This is a genomic window from Halomonas sp. MS1, assembly GCF_024182575.1.
Taxonomy (GTDB): Bacteria; Pseudomonadota; Gammaproteobacteria; order Pseudomonadales; family Halomonadaceae; genus Vreelandella.
The window spans coordinates 1,462,282-1,477,594 of the sequence record NZ_CP098926.1; the positions used below are offsets into that span (position 1 = coordinate 1,462,282).

Annotated in this window: 14 protein-coding genes; 7 read left to right on the plus strand and 7 right to left on the minus strand. The window is 52.5% G+C overall.

What is annotated here, in order from left to right; genetic code table 11:
- The first annotated feature begins 44 nt into the window (after positions 1-44).
- The 4 genes from hemC to NF683_RS06530 are packed head-to-tail and all read left to right on the plus strand — an operon-like array spanning position 45 to position 4,537.
- Entirely contained in the window at positions 45-989 is a 945-nt protein-coding gene (hemC, locus tag NF683_RS06515; RefSeq protein WP_089040238.1) for a hydroxymethylbilane synthase, read from the plus strand.
- Complete coding sequence (locus tag NF683_RS06520) at positions 986-1,765, plus strand: uroporphyrinogen-III synthase (protein WP_089040237.1); 780 nt, start codon at positions 986-988, stop codon at positions 1,763-1,765. The genes hemC and NF683_RS06520 overlap by 4 nt, the downstream gene beginning before the upstream one ends.
- A gap of 16 nt (positions 1,766-1,781) precedes the next feature.
- Entirely contained in the window at positions 1,782-3,275 is a 1,494-nt protein-coding gene (locus tag NF683_RS06525) for a uroporphyrinogen-III C-methyltransferase (protein ID WP_253921582.1), read from the plus strand.
- Positions 3,272-4,537 (plus strand): heme biosynthesis HemY N-terminal domain-containing protein, encoded by a 1,266-nt coding sequence (locus NF683_RS06530; RefSeq protein ID WP_193059341.1) that lies wholly within the window; start codon positions 3,272-3,274, stop codon positions 4,535-4,537. The genes NF683_RS06525 and NF683_RS06530 overlap by 4 nt, the downstream gene beginning before the upstream one ends.
- Before the next feature lie 232 nt (positions 4,538-4,769).
- Here NF683_RS06530 and NF683_RS06535 read toward each other — a convergent pair whose 3' ends face one another.
- On the minus strand, positions 4,770-6,047 hold the full coding sequence (locus tag NF683_RS06535) for a dienelactone hydrolase family protein (protein WP_253921583.1): 1,278 nt from the start codon (positions 6,045-6,047) through the stop codon (positions 4,770-4,772).
- A gap of 173 nt (positions 6,048-6,220) precedes the next feature.
- Here NF683_RS06535 and NF683_RS06540 point away from each other — a divergent pair, with 173 nt between their 5' ends.
- Together NF683_RS06540 and NF683_RS06545 are read left to right on the plus strand one after the other, a co-directional pair.
- A complete protein-coding gene (locus NF683_RS06540) occupies positions 6,221-7,240 on the plus strand; it encodes an AraC family transcriptional regulator (protein WP_253921584.1) in 1,020 nt (339 codons plus the stop codon).
- Between the two features lie 204 nt (positions 7,241-7,444).
- Positions 7,445-8,428 carry an AraC family transcriptional regulator gene (locus tag NF683_RS06545; RefSeq protein ID WP_253921585.1) on the plus strand — a complete coding sequence of 328 codons (984 nt, stop codon included), beginning with the start codon at positions 7,445-7,447 and terminating at the stop codon, positions 8,426-8,428.
- Between the two features lie 60 nt (positions 8,429-8,488).
- Here the strand turns inward: NF683_RS06545 and NF683_RS06550 are convergent, their stop codons facing one another.
- The 4 genes from NF683_RS06550 to kynU all read right to left on the minus strand — a co-directional run bounded on the left by NF683_RS06550 (position 8,489) and on the right by kynU (position 12,846).
- Positions 8,489-9,703, minus strand: a complete 1,215-nt coding sequence (locus NF683_RS06550; protein ID WP_253921586.1) for an aromatic amino acid transporter — start codon at positions 9,701-9,703, stop codon at positions 8,489-8,491.
- A 171-nt stretch (positions 9,704-9,874) separates the two neighbouring features.
- Entirely contained in the window at positions 9,875-10,735 is an 861-nt protein-coding gene (gene kynA / locus NF683_RS06555; protein WP_253921587.1) for a tryptophan 2,3-dioxygenase, read from the minus strand.
- A gap of 67 nt (positions 10,736-10,802) precedes the next feature.
- Positions 10,803-11,612 carry an alpha/beta hydrolase gene (locus NF683_RS06560; RefSeq protein ID WP_253921588.1) on the minus strand — a complete coding sequence of 270 codons (810 nt, stop codon included), beginning with the start codon at positions 11,610-11,612 and terminating at the stop codon, positions 10,803-10,805.
- Position 11,613: 1 nt separating this feature from the next.
- The gene (gene kynU / locus NF683_RS06565) at positions 11,614-12,846 is read right to left on the minus strand and encodes a kynureninase (RefSeq protein ID WP_253921589.1); all 1,233 of its coding nucleotides are present in this window, start codon (positions 12,844-12,846) and stop codon (positions 11,614-11,616) included.
- 131 nt (positions 12,847-12,977) lie between these two features.
- On the opposite strand from kynU, the gene NF683_RS06570 reads away from it, so the two are divergent.
- Positions 12,978-13,445 carry an Lrp/AsnC family transcriptional regulator gene (locus NF683_RS06570; RefSeq protein WP_198361383.1) on the plus strand — a complete coding sequence of 156 codons (468 nt, stop codon included), beginning with the start codon at positions 12,978-12,980 and terminating at the stop codon, positions 13,443-13,445.
- A 36-nt stretch (positions 13,446-13,481) separates the two neighbouring features.
- Here the strand turns inward: NF683_RS06570 and NF683_RS06575 are convergent, their stop codons facing one another.
- Together NF683_RS06575 and NF683_RS06580 are read right to left on the minus strand one after the other, a co-directional pair.
- Positions 13,482-14,741 carry a TRAP transporter large permease gene (locus tag NF683_RS06575; RefSeq protein WP_193059579.1) on the minus strand — a complete coding sequence of 420 codons (1,260 nt, stop codon included), beginning with the start codon at positions 14,739-14,741 and terminating at the stop codon, positions 13,482-13,484.
- Positions 14,738-15,304: a TRAP transporter small permease gene (locus NF683_RS06580; protein WP_253921885.1), complete on the minus strand. Its 567-nt coding sequence runs from the start codon at positions 15,302-15,304 to the stop codon at positions 14,738-14,740. The genes NF683_RS06575 and NF683_RS06580 overlap by 4 nt, the downstream gene beginning before the upstream one ends.
- Positions 15,305-15,313: the final 9 nt, after the last annotated feature.

The following is a 15,313-nucleotide window of genomic DNA, read 5'->3' on the forward strand; positions in this document are numbered from 1 at the left end:
TATCATAGTTCGTCGCGACCTGTCAGCGACAAAGGGAGAACCACGTGTCATCCATCACTAAACTGCGCATTGCCACGCGTAAAAGCCAGCTTGCCATGTGGCAAGCCGAGCACGTCCGCGACCGCTTGATGGCGGCACACAGCGGCCTGGAAGTCGAACTTATTGCGCTCTCCACTAAGGGCGATAAAATTCTCGACACACCGCTTTCCAAGATTGGCGGTAAAGGGCTCTTTGTGAAAGAGCTAGAAGATGCCATGCTCGATGGGCGTGCAGATATCGCCGTTCATTCAATGAAAGATGTTCCTATGCACTTTCCCGAAGGGCTCGGTCTTTCTGTCATTTTGGAAGGCGCCGATCCGACCGATGCGTTTGTTTCTAACCACTATACCAGCATCGACGAGCTACCAGAGGGTGCTCGTATCGGTACCGCTAGTCTGCGTCGTGGCTTGCAAATACGTGAAGCGCGCCCTGATCTGCAGATTCTTAATCTACGCGGAAACGTACAGACTCGCTTAGCCAAATTAGATGCGGGCGAATTTGATGCCATTATTCTCGCCACCTCTGGCTTGAAACGCTTAGGTCTCGATGAACGAATTGCCCAAGCACTGCCGCCTGAAATATGCCTTCCTGCCTGTGGCCAAGGGGCACTAGGCATCGAGTGTCGCCTCCATGACCCCGAGCTAATCGGCTTATTAGCCCCGCTGGATGACCCCGACACTGCCACTCGTGTACGTGCCGAACGCGCCATGAACACCCGTCTTGAAGGCGGTTGCCAAGTGCCTATCGCAGGCCATGCCGTGCTTGATAAGGCAGGCGATACTATTTGGCTGCGCGGTTTGGTTGGCAACCCAGAAGGTACAGAGGTACTGCGTGCAGAAGGCAGCGGTTCCATTCATGAGCCCGAAGCCCTGGGTATCCGAATCGCCGAGGATCTGCTGGATCAAGGGGCAGGCGATATATTAGCCGAGGTGTATGGCCGCAACGTATGAGTCAACCGGTACTGATCTGCCGCCCCGGTGAGCGGGGTGAAGCCCTAGCAGACTCGCTGCGTGCTCAGGGAGCTTCTGTAGAGCGCCTCAATGTTATGCGCTTAGAGCCGCTGCCCGAGGACCACGTTCAACGTAGCGTGTGGTTAGATATTGATCAGTACCATAAAATAGTGGTGGTCAGCCCCTTTGCCGCTTACTGTTTAAGCGAGGCGCTTGATCGCTATTGGCCACAGCTGCCTGTGGGCATTGATTACTATAGCGTAGGCCGTGCGACGGCAAGCATGCTCTTTGAACAACTGGGTGTGCGTGTCCATATTCCTTCGCCTGACTACGGAGAAGACACGAGCGAGGCGCTGTTGTCACTAGCCTCACTCAAAACGCTTACGCATCAGCGTATATTGCTAGTGGCTGGTGAAGGTGGTCGCTCATTATTAGCCGATACATTGAGCGCACGCGGGGCCAACGTGACCCGCATAGCCGTGTATCGACGCGTATATCAAGCGCCAACGCCTGCCCTGCAACAACGTCTATTAACCGGCGATTATCGAGCGTTAATCGCTACCAGCGGCGAACTGCTTCAACATCTGGCAAGATGGTGTGAACAAGCAGCGTTGAACCAACCGCTAATCGTTTCCAGTCACCGTTTAGCTAAACTGGCCGGTAAACTGGGTTTTCGTGACCTCAAGGTGGCGTCGGGAGCAACACCAGCTGCACTGGCAGCGGCGTTGGGTCGGTCCTGCAACCCGAAGGGTGCCGATGTCGATCAAGGAACTTAATAAGGGCTAGCGACAGATGAGCAAACAACCAAATGATCAGGAAGGCGTACACAACGCGTCTGCCGATACAACTCAAAACGACGCTAAACCGAGCGACACCTCCGCGTCAGCCGCGTCGGGCGGCGAAACGTCAACAGCAGGCAATACGGCAGCATCTTCTTACGCCGCTAAAAACAGCCGCTCGCGTCGCCGTAATAAAGCGGGCTCTAGCGCGCCCAGTGCCAGCACCACCTCAGCGAACGTCAATAATGACCAAGCCTCGCCCCAACCAAGCGACGCGCCCAAACAGACAGCTGATGCTAAATCTTCTGCAGATACTAAATCTTCGGCAGACACTAAGCCGTCAGCAGGTACCAAGCAGACGGCAAGCGCCAAGCCAACGAGCAGTGGCAATAGCACGTCTAGCAATAGCGCGTCTGGCAATGCTGCGCATGTCCCGCCCTCTTCTAAGAACAGCACCACGAACAGTGGTGGTGGCAAAGGCAGTGGTATCGCCATTGCATTGGTGATTATCCTGGCACTTGCCGTCGCGTTTGCTGCTTGGCAAGGCTGGCAACGCTTGGATAACCAGCAGCAGCGTATAGACGAGCTCGCCCAACTGACACAAAGCAGTGCCTCGCAACAGGCAGTTAGCAACCTAACATCGCGCATTGAGAGCAGCGAAGCCGAGCGCACCCAAGCGCTGAATAGCACGATGAGCGAACTGCGTAGCGAGCTGGACAGCTATCGTGGCGAGGTCAACAACACATTAGACAACGTGCTAGCACAGCTTTCTCAAGAGCAGGAGACCGACGAGCGAGACTGGCTACACGCTGAAGCCGCTTACCTGCTACGGTTAGCCAACCAGCGCCTGCAGCTGGAAGGTGACGTTGGAGGTGCTGCCGCCCTGCTGCGCACCGCCGATGCTCGCTTGGTCGATGCCGACAACCCTGCATTAACGCCAGTACGTCGTGAAATTGCTAACGAACTTGCCGCCCTGGACGCCGTACCACAGGTTGATCGCACAGGTATTTATCTCGCATTGAACGCTCAACAAGAGCGTATTGCTGGCCTACGCCTGTCACAAGAGATTGAAGAGCGCGCCGTTACCTCTAGCATTGAACAGCCGCCCACGGGCACCTTCCAACGTCAATTGGCTCGCTTTGGGGAAGAGCTAAAAGATCTTGTGGTGATTCGTCAGCACGACGAAGCGTTAGAAACATTGATTACACCCGAGCAAGAGTCCTATCTGCGTCAAAGCCTACGCCTGATTCTGGAACAGTCTCAGTTGGCACTGCTTAAAGAAGAGCAAGCGCTTTTTGAGGCAAGCATCGATAAGGCACTGGCGCTGCTCAACGGCTACTACGATACCGAACGAGAAGAGACGCAAAGCGTTATTGCTCGCCTGCAAGAACTGAAGCAAACCCAGGTGCAGCCTGAGTTACCAGACATCAGTGCTTCGCAACAGGCACTAGCGGGCTTCATTGAAAACCGCTTTGAGTCGCGTCGCCAAGGTGGAGGTGATGCATGAGAAAGCTAATTCTCTTAATTGTTGCCGGCCTAGCGGTCGGCGCACTGTTCGGGCACCTAATGATGTCGGTGCCAGGCTACTGGTTAATACGCGTTGGTGACACCTCGGTACAAACGTCGTTCTGGTTCGGCTTGGTGCTGCTACTGGGTGCTTTCATCGTTTTGCACTTTGCATTACGCCTGCTCAGCGGCATTATTCGCCCAGTCGGGCGTTTTCGCACCTGGAATAGCCGTGCCCGCAATCGTCGTGCCATGAAACGTACCGTGCGCGGCTTGGTGGCCTTAACCGAAGGCCGTTGGAAAAAAGCCGAGAAAACGTTGGTGCGAGCGGCTGACGATTCCAGCACACCTCTTGTGAACTATCTTTCTGCGGCACTGGCGGCGCATTACCAAGGCCACCACGAAATGTCTCAGGAGCATTTGAATCAGGCTCAGCTCACTACCGAAGGGGCTGATACGGCGATTGGCCTGATGCAAGCTCAACTGATGATTGATCGTCAGCAGCCTGAAGAGGCGCTGGCCATTCTGAATCGTCTGGATAAGAAGCTGCCCAACCACCCGCAAGTCCTCAAGCTGCTTAAGCAAGTGCACTTAAGCGTTAACGATTGGGAAGGCTTACGCCAGTTAATACCCCGTTTGGCAGCGCAAAAGCTGATCACTCAGCAAGAACGTGAGCAACTGGAATTCAAAGCATACCGTGAATTGATTATTTTTGAGGCCAAAAACCCCACGAATATCGAGCGTGTACGCGGGCTATGGGCCGATATGCCGGACTATCTACGCGGCAATACCGAGCTAATCGTGCTCTATACCGAGGCGCTTTTACAGGCCAACGAAGAGCCTATTGCTGAGCGCTTGCTTAATCACTCACTGGACAACCACTGGGATGCGCGCTTAGTAAAACGCTACGGCCTACTAAACGTAGACGCTGCGCGCCAGCTAGCAAAAGCGGAAAAATGGCTGCAAGAACGCCCCAACGATCCCGAACTATTGCTGACCTGTGGCCGACTATCGCTGCGTACTGGTAAGTGGGAAAAAGCACTGGAGTACTTTGAAGCCAGTCAACGTCAACGCCCCAGCGGTGAAGTATGCGCCGAGCTTGCTCGCCTCTATGCAAGCCTTGGCGAACACAACAAGAGCCAGCTCTACTACCGGCATAGTGTCGATATGCTCGCTAAATCACTGCCCTCGCTTCCACAGCCAAGCGATGCCAATGACAGCAAACAAAGTGAGCTCAAAAAAGGCGTTAAACAAAGCGCTTAACGTCGTTAGCAAGCCGCTAATGAAAAAGGGTGCCCATCATGGGCACCCTTTTTCTTTACGTGTTAACGCGTTTTTTTTGCCAAATCTGACGGTGTTTCAACCGCGTCATCAGCAGCTAACTCAGACGTACAATGGTAAAGAACCGAGCAGCTTGCGCTGATCAAGCAGAAAACGCTCTCTTAACATCAAGTGGTTTTGAGGTGATTGCTACGAGTAGGCAGGCACAAATAGATCAGCGATTGGCGCTGTTGCCCCAAGTGTGCATCAGTTCGTTGGAAGGCCAGGTTTCGTCTAGCAATTTAACGGCTGTCTCATGACCTGCTACTGGCAACCCTGTCGGGTCGAGCACCCCGATCTGCACCAGTAGCGAAGCCTGATCCCAGTAAATATGTTCATGATAGAGCTTGTCACCACGGAACTTGACGATGGCGACGAGCGGGATTTCCACATACTTACCGGTGGGCGCAATCCCTGGTAGCAACCAGTCGATCTCGCGATCGTGGGTAAAGCAGAACAATGTTTCATCAACGATTTGAGTCGCCCCGATAGTGCGTGATAGAGGAATTAGGGTAGTGTCGGCGGGATTACTGTCGACGAAGTGATGCTTGTAGAAGCGATAGAGCTGCCGATACCCCACCCCGCCCGTGAGCGTCGGGATATGGTTGACATAGGGCTGTTCCACCATGGTGGCCATGGTGTCGTCCACGTTGCGGGTGGAAAACTCGTACTCGCAATGCTTATCCCACAGCGCCGAGAGGTCGTAATGAGGTCCCATGGCATTGCGAAAAGCCGTCACCGAGCGCTGGTGAGCCATAAGCGCTGAGGGCTTGTGGTAGTGCTCTGAATGAGGGCGGGCAAAGGCATGATCCACACCCGGGTATAGATACAGCTCGATATTATCCTGCTCGCCCAGGGAAGCTTCTATCGCCTCGCGGGCGGCGGCGGGACAATATTCATCCTGTTCGGCGAAGTGCAGCACTAGAGTCCCACGGATGTTTTTTGCCTCGTCCAGATGGTTCTCGATTCCCATGCCGTAGTAACCCACCGCGGCATCTACATCACAACGACAAGCCGTCAAATAGGCCAGACGGGCACCGAGACAGAAGCCCAGGGCACCTACGGCACCACTGCACTCTGGACGCGACCGTAGGGTCTCGACAGCAGCGGCGATATCTTCAATACCGAGCTCCTGATCGAAGCCTTGAAATAAACCAAAGGCACGTTGCCAATCCTCCGGGGTATAGTCTAATTCAATGCTAGGCGCCTGACGCCAGAACAGATCCGGTGCCAGCACCACATAACCCTCTTCAGCGTAGTAATCGGCGATTTCACGGATGGTGGCATTAACACCGAATATTTCCTGCAGCAGCACAATCCCGGGGCCGCTGCCGGAGGCGGGAACGGCCAGATAACCAGTGAAGTTTCCGCTGCCATCCGCTGCCTTGATCTCGATACAAGTGCCCATGTAGATACCTTTCGTTGTTGTTGGCGGGTCATTGCTAAAGTCCACGCCATCACCTTAGACAAGAAAGTAAGCACTTCACGATCCGCTAACTGCCATCTCTATCCGCTGAGTGCAGAAAGTAATTTGCCAAGAAATGAATCAAGAAAATCGCTATTTATACTGAAAGGACTTTCGACACTCCCCATTGATGCGGGCACATAACAACAATTGAGATCCTTATGACAACGCAACAATCACTACCCCGTTGGATGAAGCAAGCCCTGATGGAGGATCATCGGAACTTGGTATTCAGCTCGACTGCCGCTGAGGAAACACGCACAAACGTCGCCAATATCTTTAAGTCACATCATCTGGAACCGTTGAGTCACGGTGGCAAACTGTCTGCCCGCCTGCACTCAGTAGCGCTGGGCTGCGTCTCCTATAACCGCCTCGCCTATGGCGGAGCTGTGCGCATCGACCCTGAGCGGCTCGAGCACTTCTACCTGATTCAGATGCCCCTACAGGGACAAGCCCGGATTGACAACGACGGCGAACAGATCGACTCGGGACAGCTGCTGGCCTCAGTACTCAACCCCACGGCACGACTCAGGATGCACTATAGTGAAGATTGTGATCAGTTGATGTTACGTATCGAGCGTGAAGCACTAGAGCATGCCTGTAGCCGCTTTTTAGGACGCCCTCTACGCGCCCCTTTAAGTTTTCACCCCGTAATGTACTGGCGCGACACGCCCAGCTGGTTCAACCTAATCGGCTATATCACTCGGCTGCTCAAGGAGTCACCGGAGGCACACCAAGATCCGCTGATTGCCCCCCAGCTTGAGCAATTGATCATCCATACCCTGTTAACGACCCAGCCCCACAATTACAGCGATGCGCTGCGCCAAGGGGATAAACGCCTCGCCCCACGCCACGTCAAACGGGTGGAGGAGTATATCGAGGCCCATGCCCAAGAGCCGCTGACGCCAGCTCAGTTGGCGTCGGTAGCTGGTGTTAGCCTGAGAACCCTCTATGCTGGCTTCCGAGACTTTCGCCATCAGAGCCCCATGGAAACCTTACGTCAGGTGCGCTTAGAAAGAGTCCGGCAGGCGCTGCTAACCGACACTGACACGGCGACAATCACCGACATTGCCATGGGCTGGGGCTTTACTCATATGGGGCGCTTCAGCCTCAGTTATCGTCAGGTATTTGGCGAATCGCCCAGCGAGACACTACGAAGCCGGTGTCTCGTCGGCCGGTAGCGAGCAGAAAGTCTGCGGTTTTGTCTTTATTCAGGCGGCTAAAAGCAATACTTTTAGACGAATAGCCATTGCTTCACCAAAGTGGCAAAATAACAATACAAGTTCGCAATGCGCACTTAAAGACGACATGCGAACAAACCCTCGACCGCGCTACGGCCTCAAGGCCCCAAAATAATGATTACTGCGGCGAGGCTAGGAGGAAACATGACCGTACCTGTGACCCGACAACAAATCACCGCCGAGTTTCGTCATCCCGACTCGGCCTGCCGCTGGATGAGCCAAGTCAACGGCCCCCATCGTCTGGAAGTACCTCAACCGCGTCAGCTCAGCTTTCGCCATCAAGGAACCTGCCTAGGCAGTGTTTCGATCGGTACCATCGAATACGCCACTCGGGTAACCGTCGACATTGCCGATCTGACCCACAGCTACAGTATTAGTTTGCCCCTTCAGGGCACCCAGAGCATGGAGTATCAAGATAAAGCCTTCGACTCTGATACTGCCGTGGGAGCGATCATCTCGCCTAGCCAAACGTTGCGCCTGAGTATGGACGAGCAATGCCAGAAGCGCCTTGTACGCCTCTCCCGCCAGGCCCTTGAACACAAGCTATCACAGCTGTTGCACCGCCATTTATCGCAGCCAGTCATCTTTGATCCACGCATGCTTCTGAGCGGAACGGTGAAGGAGTGGTGGCAGATGGTAGCTAACCTGCAGGAAATGCTGCATGCCGAAGGTTCACTCTGCGATATTCCCGAGGTGTGGGGCAATTTCGAGAACTCACTGATTACCAGCCTGCTGTATACCCAGCCTCACAACTACACAAGCGAGCTACTCGGTCGCCAACAGGGGCGCCCTGCCTACCTGAGTGACTTAGAAGCGCTACTCCATGAGTCCCTGGATCGCTCCCTCGGCCTAGCCGAATTGGAACAAGCGGCTGGCGTCTCTCGAGAACGGCTCTATCGAGACTTCCATACCCACTACGGGGTCTCTCCCATCGCCTACTTCCGCCAGCTGCGTTTCGACTATGTGCGCCAGCGCCTGGAACTAGCCACCCCCAACGAAAGCGTCTCAAGCATCGCCATGGATTGTGGCTTCCAACAGTTGGGGCGCTTCTCACAGGAGTACAAGGTGCGTTTCAGCGAACTGCCCTCGGAAACCCTAAAGCGCTCGGCCACTGTACTGTTGCAATAAAAGCTCCTGCCTTACCAGTGCCAAGTACTATTTACCGGCGCAGGCAATAGCCGGTTATTTTCATAGGCTAGGGTGAGGCAATAAATCTAGAACTCCCATAAAATGTAGTACCGCGACAGCAACGCCATAAAAAACGACCAAGAGAATCATCTTATTCCCACCTGGTGCCACAAACCCCACCCCACCTTTAGCAAGGGTGCGTGATTTTTTCGCCAACAATGCGGGGACGATGCATGTCCAAACAGTAGCAGCAGCGCCAGCATAACCAATCGCGATTAAAAAACCAAAGGGGAAAAACAACGACAATATAAGTGGGGGAAGAAAAGTTAATCCCCATGTTTTCACACGGCCTTTACGATCATTTTCAAAGCCACATAGATCAGCGATAAAATCAAATACACCCAGGCCAACGCCGACAAACGATGAAAAAATAGCAGCTGCAGAGAAAATACTAATAATATTAGAAACCCGTTCCGACTCTATCGCATCACCTAAGCTCGCTAACAGAGCATCAATATTTCCTCCTTGAGCAATCACTGGACCAAAATCATAGCGAGGTAAATTACCATACACACTAAAAATCCATACCATGTATAAAAATAACGCTATCAGAGTCCCTCCTAGTATCGCCTTCTTCGCCAATTCTTCGCTTTTATAGTATGACCTTAACGAAGCCACGGAGTGATGATACCCAAAAGATGTCAGTGCAACAGGGAACATTGCAAGAACATAAGGAAAATAGCGAAACTCTTGAGATAGGCCACTAAAAAGGTTAGATGCCTTAACATTAAAAGTCAGTCCAAAAACCCCCAAAACAAAACTCAACACCATAAACAATATCAGCACAACAGAAATCTTATCTACTGCCTTGGTAGAATGGAGAACAAACGATGAAAATATAATAACGAAGATTACAGCAGATAACTCACGGCCAATATTAACAACGCCTGAAATCATCAAACCTGCGGATGTAATGTAAGCATACAATAGAATCCCACCAACAAAATAGACCATTAAATTATTAAAATAATTAACTTTACTTCCTAACAAGTCTTTCGTAACGGTACTGAATGATGCTCTATAATCGTAGTGTTTCAACGCCTCCAACAGCATCCAACCAGATAGTGTCATGACAAGCATCGTAACAAGCAGTGCAAATGCAGACCATATCATCCAAGCGCCTGCTCCCGCAGTAGGTAAACCGAGCATTCCCGCACCAACGCAAACGCTGGCAACAATACAGGCACCGCCGAAAACAGATGTTTTTTTTATCATAGTGGTCATCCTTAAAAAGATAACAATCGCCAGGATTGTAATTTTTATTATCATCAATAGTTAGCTAATAGGAGTGGAAAAAACCACACCCAGAAATTAGGCATAAAGACGGCACACCTGACCGTCTTCACAAAGAAATGAAAGATTTTCTAGAATTAATAAACTCTTTACCTACATAGAGGTACGAACAGACCAAAGTTCAGGAAAAAACTTCAAATCAAGCGCTTTTTTAAGGTAGCTTACGCCTGCAGTCCCTCCAGTTCCCGTTTTAAACCCAATAATCCTTTCCACCGTTTTCATATGGCTAAAGCGCCATTTATGGAAATTGTATTCAGTATCAATAAGCTTCTCGGCTAGCTCATAAAGATCCCAATACTGATTAGTATCGCGATAAATATCGGCCCAAACGGCCTCTACTTCAGGTGAAGCCACATACGGCTCAGACCAATCTCGGTTAATCACTTTTTCGGGAAGAGAAAAGCCGCGCCGACTCAATAATTTAAGACAAGAATCATAAAGGCTGGGTGCGTTTAAAACATTCGCCAGGTGTTGATAGTTCTTAGGATGCGAGCGATGTGCTTCAACCAGCCCTGGATGTTTATTTCCCAGCAAGAACTCCAGCTCGCGGTACTGATACGATTGAAATCCAGAACTTTGACCGAGACTATCACGGAAGGAAATATAATCGGCTGGCGTCATGGTAACCAACACTTCCCAGGCCTGAATCATTTGCTCCTGTATCCGCGCGACCCTCGTCAACATTTTGAGAGCTGGGCGCAATTCGTCAGCTATAATATTATTAGCAGCCGCATGGGCTTCATGAAGACACTGCTTAAGCCATAACTCAGAGACCTGATGAATAATAACGAACAGCATCTCATCATGAACTTCTGAACGGGGACGCTGACAAGACAACAATGGCTCTAGCTCCAAGTACTGTCCGTAACTAATATCTTGATCCCAGTGAACATTTTTTTCATCTTTCAAGCTTAACGCATTCTGGCTAGCATTTTTATTATCAGGGCTGTTCATAGTCACTCCATTTAAGACAGTTATAGCTTTTATTTACCCGCTATGGTGTTATTTAAACAATCTCACGCTATTTATTATTAAAAAACATGAAATTGGCATTTATATACTCGACAACATCGAAGTGATCACACTCGGGTCGAGTACAAAGCTCCACATCCACACCAGCAGCCTGTGCCAGCGCCTTAAGGGTCTGCCCTTGAGCACGAAATGCGGGTGGGTCAAGCTCACCATGCACCAGTTGCAGCGGTGGTAACCCCTGCAATGCTTGACACAGGGGGCTGAGGCGCTCTGCTCGTTCGGTATCTAATCCTAATGGCGCATCTATATAGGTCCCCACTAAAGGGCGTAGGTCATAGATCCCACTGGCCAGCAAGAGCGATTCGATACCACTCAGACGTTCTGGCCCTAAACAACTCATCAGTGCCAACTGAGCTCCAGCACTGTGCCCACCTAAGTGAATACGCCCATTCAGCCCAAGTGCATTTGACTCACGACGTAAAGCCTTAACCCCCTGCCGACAAGATGCCACCATCGTTTCAATTGAGGCATTTGGTGCTAAAGGGTAGTCCATGGAGGCAAAAGCCCAGCCCTGCTCGAGCCAATGGAAAGCCATAAAGTCGGTCGCGGAAGCGCTTAATTCCTGCCAGTAGCCACCATGGAGAAAGACCATTAGCGGCCAAGGTCCCTCACCTTCTGGAACAAACAGATTGAGCCCTTCTTGCGGCCCTGTTCCATAGACCAGACGTTTAGGCGGGTGACTCTCCCTGAGCAGCTCGCCTAACGCGGCTTGGCGATCCAGCGTTGCCTCAAAATCCCGGGCCCAGCGACTCGGCGAAAAAGCATGTTCACGAGCTGCTAAACCTTCACCGGGCAACATCTCAGGTCACCTCCGAGCGAATCTGGAAACGTGCTTCCAGGTACTTTCGATTTTCCACCACCTCACGGAAGTGCTGAGCCGCCTGCCAGACATCTGCATAGCTAAGATAAAGAGGTGTGAAGCCGAAGCGCATTAGTCCTGGCTCCCGATAATCGCCTATCACTCCACGTGCAATCAGTGCCTGAACAATGGCATAGCCATGCTCGCGATGGATAAAAGCGACCTGGCTGCCACGCTCTCCCTGAGGCAGGGTAATATCCTCAATGCCCTCAGATTCAAGTAAATCGGCCAGACAATCGCGGAACAGCTCACTCAACGCCAAGCTCTTTTCCCTTAGAGCGGTCATATCTACTTCCTGCCAGAGCCGTAGGGAGGCTTCTAGAGGAGCATAGATCAACGCCGAGTGGGTTCCTGTACGAAAACGGGTAATGCCCGCAGCGGGGGTATAGTCGCCACCAAAAGCAAAAGGAGTCGCGTGACCATGCCAGCCTGATAGCGGCTGCCAGCCACCGTCTTGATGATCTTTGTGCACATAGAGGAATGCCGGAGCTCCAGGTCCGCCGTTGAGATATTTATAGGTGCAGCCGACTGCATAGCGAGCACCACAGCCATGCAGATCCACTGGAAGAGCTCCTGCGGAGTGAGCTAAGTCCCACACTACCTCTGCACCGTGCGCATGTACCAAGGCAGTCGTCTCCGACATATCGCGCAGCCGCCCAGTCCGGTAATTAACCTGGCTTAGCACTACGGCGGCCACATCGTCGTCAAGGTAATCTGCTAGCGCCGCACCTTCCGGAAGCACTCGATGCTCAAAGCCTGCGAAGCGACACAGCCCCTGGGCGATATATCCATCAGTGGGAAAGTTCCCTCCCTCGCTCAGGATAACGGGGCGCGAGCGCCCCTGCGATTCGGTGATATAGCCAAGTAGTTTGAAGATATTGAGTGTGATGTTATCGGTGACGATCACCTCATTAGCGCCTGCACCAATCAATGGCGCTAACAGGTCACCCAAACGCTCCGGCGCATCGAACCAACCTTGATTCCAGCCTTTGATCAGTTGATCACGCCACTGGTCGCGAGTGGCGGCAAGGGCTTCTCGAGCAGCCAGAGGCTGGGCCCCCAGGGAATTGCCGTCCAAGTAAAGCACGTCGTCAGGTAAAGCGAAGTGAGCCTTAAACGGCGCTAGGGGGTCGTGACTGTCCAGCTCACTCACACTTTTAAGGGTTGGGGTCATGGCAGCCTCCAGTTAACCGAATAATGAACTACTCATGATTCTAGAAGGGATAGAGAGGAAATAACTTGCGTTCTACGTCACAAAAAAGGCATTTTATGCAAATTCTTTGCATAAAATGGTCGTATTTAAGAATGGAACATCTTGACCGCTTTGATCGCTGGATCCTTCAAGCATTACAACGGGATGCTCGCTTAACCCTGGCCTCCCTAGCCGAGGCGGTAAATTTATCGCCAAGCCAGTGCTCTCGGCGCATTACCCGCCTGGAAGAGCATGGCATTATCCAAGGACATGCCTTACGGCTTGACCCAGAGGCGCTCGGCCTCAAAGTCACCGCGTTTATTTTTCTCTCGGTTGACAAAGGCTGTATGACGTCTCCCAAAGATGCAGTGGCAACGCTGTTATCCCGAGATGAAGTGATTGACTGTTACGCGGTGACCGGCAACCATGATTTTATTCTTAAGGTGGTGGTCGCAGATCTCGCAGAGCTATCCCATTTCTTATCGACCACGGTCAGCCCAATGGAAGGCATCCGTGATATTGCCAGTCAGGTAGCCATGAATAGTTTGAAGGTGGGCGGCCCCCTTAAGGTCACACCTTGAGGGGGCTCTGCTAATTATATGCTGTACATCCGTTTTCTAGAGAAGTGCCAACGTCAGCCAGGGTTGCCAAGCTAACAACACCAAGGTCACAAGACTCGCCAGCAGGAATGGCAACAATGCCAGGAAGATACGCATAGGCGGCACCCCCGTCATGGAAGAGGCAATAAACAGTCCTGCACCCACTGGCGGCGTCAGAAGTCCCAGCACTAACGTCAGACAGACCACCACACCAAACTGGTAGGGAGTAATATCAAACTGCTGGGTGGCAATCGGCAGCAGGATGGGGACTACCAGGATCAGCGCAGCGATACCATCGATGATCATTCCCACCAGTAGCAACACCCCCACCAGCAACAGCAGAAAAATAAAGGGGTCGGTGGTCAAAGCAGCGATCCAGGCGGCAGCCATTTGCGGCAGTTGCTCGTAGACGACCACCCAGCCAAAGACTCCAGCAGCAGCGATCAACATAATCACCAGGCCGGCATTGATAGCGGTGCGTTTGAGTATCTCGGGCAGCATGGCGACTTTCAAATCACGATAGAGATAGCGCCCTAATAGCAATGCCGCCAGCGAGGCGAGCGCCGCCGATTCGGTGGGAGTCGCTAAGCCCAGCAGAATACCGCCGATAATAATCAGCGGTATCGACATGGCCGGCAGGCCCATCTTCAGCGCTTTTATTGCTTCTTGTCGACTCAGCCACTCTCCCTTGGGGTATTGCTGTACCAACCCCATGATGGCGATAGTCAGAAAGAAGGTGCCGCCTAGCAGTAGGCCCGGCAAGATACCGGCGATAAACATATCCGCAATGGGGACCTGGGCCATCACGCCGAACAGCACGAACAGCATCGAGGGCGGGATGATGGGTGACAGCAAGCCGCCAGCAGCGGTAATGGCCGCACTATAGGGCTTGTCATAGCCCTCCCGTTCCATGGCTGGCACCATAGCCCGAGACATGATGGCGATCTGCGAGGCGGCAGAACCGATAATCGCTGCCATCATCATGTTGGCAACCAGATTGATGTAGGCCAAGCCACCGCGAAAACCACCCACCAGCAGCCGTGCCAGGTCGATCAATCGGCGAGTTACCCCACCTTCGTTCATCAACTCTCCGGCCAGCATAAAGAGTGGAATGGCCAGCAGCCCATAGCTCTCGATGGCCGCGAATAACTGCTGAGGATAGGACTCAAAGAGCACGGTATTACCCGATACCAAGATATAGAACAGGGCGGTAAGTGCCAGCACCAGGGCAATGGGCACCGCCCCCAGCAGTAGCACAGCAAAGACAGCGACAGTCATCGGGCCACCTCCTCTTGAGTGGTGTGGGATGCCGGACGACCAAGATTGCACAGCGATTGGCATAAATTGATCAGACTGTGGAACAGCAAGGAAGCGGCGAACCAAGGAAGAATCAGCCACACCCAGAACTTCTTGATACCCAGCGTTGAGGTATTCTCGGCATAGATGAAATTGAAGGTCTCGCCTTGAAAAGCCTGAATATCGAAGCCGGTCTGCCACAGCAGTAATGGCTGATACCAGCGCCAGCAAAGCCACAGCAGCATCAGCGCGAAGAGCGCCACCATGAGGTCGACGAACAAACCTACCAGGCGCTGACAAGAGGTCGGCAAGAGATCAGTGAACAGCGTCACAGCAATCCCTTGGCGCCGTTTAAAAACCGCACTGGAGATCAGCAGAGTCATCCAGATCATGGCGTAGATAGCCAGCTCGCTGATCCAGTAGATCGGGTAGCCGGCGGCACGAAAAGCCACATTGACAAGGATCAGCAGGGTCACTGCCGCCGCTAGGACAGCGGCAGTGATCTCCTCTCCTTTGGCAAGTCGGTCAGAAAGTCGTGACAACATCACGTCGCC

Bases quoted from the DNA above. Each gene is read 5' to 3' on its own strand.
- NF683_RS06520 (WP_089040237.1), top strand. From the start codon at position 986: ATGAGTCAACCGGTACTGATCTGCCGCCCCGGTGAGCGGGGTGAAGCC.
- NF683_RS06525 (WP_253921582.1), top strand. From the start codon at position 1,782: ATGAGCAAACAACCAAATGATCAGGAAGGCGTACACAACGCGTCTGCC.
- NF683_RS06530 (WP_193059341.1), top strand. From the start codon at position 3,272: ATGAGAAAGCTAATTCTCTTAATTGTTGCCGGCCTAGCGGTCGGCGCA.
- NF683_RS06540 (WP_253921584.1), top strand. From the start codon at position 6,221: ATGACAACGCAACAATCACTACCCCGTTGGATGAAGCAAGCCCTGATG.
- NF683_RS06545 (WP_253921585.1), top strand. From the start codon at position 7,445: ATGACCGTACCTGTGACCCGACAACAAATCACCGCCGAGTTTCGTCAT.
- NF683_RS06550 (WP_253921586.1), bottom strand. From the start codon at position 9,703: ATGATAAAAAAAACATCTGTTTTCGGCGGTGCCTGTATTGTTGCCAGC.
- kynA (WP_253921587.1), bottom strand. From the start codon at position 10,735: ATGAACAGCCCTGATAATAAAAATGCTAGCCAGAATGCGTTAAGCTTG.
- NF683_RS06560 (WP_253921588.1), bottom strand. From the start codon at position 11,612: ATGTTGCCCGGTGAAGGTTTAGCAGCTCGTGAACATGCTTTTTCGCCG.
- kynU (WP_253921589.1), bottom strand. From the start codon at position 12,846: ATGACCCCAACCCTTAAAAGTGTGAGTGAGCTGGACAGTCACGACCCC.
- NF683_RS06570 (WP_198361383.1), top strand. From the start codon at position 12,978: ATGGAACATCTTGACCGCTTTGATCGCTGGATCCTTCAAGCATTACAA.
- NF683_RS06575 (WP_193059579.1), bottom strand. From the start codon at position 14,741: ATGACTGTCGCTGTCTTTGCTGTGCTACTGCTGGGGGCGGTGCCCATT.
- NF683_RS06580 (WP_253921885.1), bottom strand. From the start codon at position 15,304: ATGTTGTCACGACTTTCTGACCGACTTGCCAAAGGAGAGGAGATCACT.